Origin of the sequence: Streptococcus bovismuti (assembly GCF_042436615.2) — a bacterium.
Taxonomy (GTDB): Bacteria; Bacillota; Bacilli; order Lactobacillales; family Streptococcaceae; genus Streptococcus.
The window spans coordinates 75,760-77,173 of sequence record NZ_JBHMFR020000003.1; the positions used below are offsets into that span (position 1 = coordinate 75,760).

Consider the following 1,414-nt stretch of genomic DNA (forward strand, 5'->3'; position numbering starts at 1 on the left):
GCAAGAAGTGCAAGACAAGGCGGCTGCAGCGAAAACAGCGATCGACAACGCGACAACAAACGCAGTGGTAGACCAAGCTAAGGCTAACGGAACAACAGAAGTAAACAATGTAAATCCAACGCCGGTAGCAAAACCAGCAGCTAAGAAAGCAATCGACGATGCACTGAAAGCTAAGAACGACGCAATCGACGCAAACAACGACTTAACAGACGAAGAAAAAACTGCGGCTAAGCAAGAAGCGCAAGACAAGGCGGCTGCAGCGAAAACAGCGATCGACAACGCGACAACAAACGCAGGAGTGGACCAAGCTAGGGCTAACGGAACAACAGAAGTAAACAATGTAAATCCAACGCCGGTAGCGAAACCAGCAGCTAAAAAAGCAATAGAAGGCGCACTAAAAGCTAAGGAAGCAGCGATTGATGCCAACAACGATTTAACAGCAGAAGAAAAAGCTACAGCTAAGCAAGAAGCGCAAGATAAGGCGGCTGCAGCGAAGACTGCAATCGACAACGCGACAACAAACGCAGGAGTGGACCAAGCTAAGGCTAACGGAACAACAGAAGTAAACAATGTAAATCCAACGCCGGTAGCCAAATCAGCAGCTAAGCAAGCCATCGAAGACGCATTGAAAGCTAAGAACGACGCGATTGATTCCAATAACGATTTGACTGCTGAAGAGAAAGCCAAAGCTAAGGAAGACGCCAAATCCAAAGCCGATGCAGCGAAACAAGCAATCGATAACGCAACAACAAACGATGCAGTAACGCAAGCTAAAAACGACGGAGCAACAAGTGTAGACTCAGTAAATCCAACAGCACAAGCTAAGCCAGCGGCTAAAAAAGCAATCGACGATGCGCTGAAAGCTAAGAACGACGCGATTGACGCAAACAACGACTTAACAGACGAAGAAAAAACAGCAGCGAAAGCTGATGCGAAAGCGAAAGCAGACGTAGCTAAGCAAGCAATCGACAACGCGACAACAAACGCAGTGGTAGACCAAGCTAAGGCTAACGGAACAACAGAAGTAAACAATGTAAATCCAACGCCGGTAGCAAAACCAGCAGCTAAGAAAGCAATCGACGATGCACTGAAAGCTAAGAACGACGCAATCGACGCAAACAATGACCTAACAGCAGAAGAGAAAGCAAAAGCTAAGGAAGATGCGAAAGCCAAAGCTGACGCAGCGAAGACTGCAATCGACAACGCGACAACAAACGCAGCGGTAGAACAAGCTAAAAACGCTGGGGCAGCAAGTGTATCTTCAGTAATACCAACAGCGCAAGCGAAGCCAGCGGCAAAACAAGCAATCGACGATGCACTGAAAGCTAAGAACGACGCGATCGACGCAAACAATGACTTAACAGACGAAGAAAAAACTGCAGCTAAGGAAGATGCAAAAGTCAAAGCCGACGCA

1 protein-coding gene is annotated in these 1,414 nt (G+C 47.4%); it reads left to right on the plus strand.

Features of this window, described 5'->3' with window-relative positions; translation table 11 throughout:
* Positions 1-1,414, plus strand: a 1,414-nt coding sequence (locus tag ACERDH_RS04825) for a DUF1542 domain-containing protein (RefSeq protein WP_415741908.1), incomplete at both ends; no start/stop codon positions are given.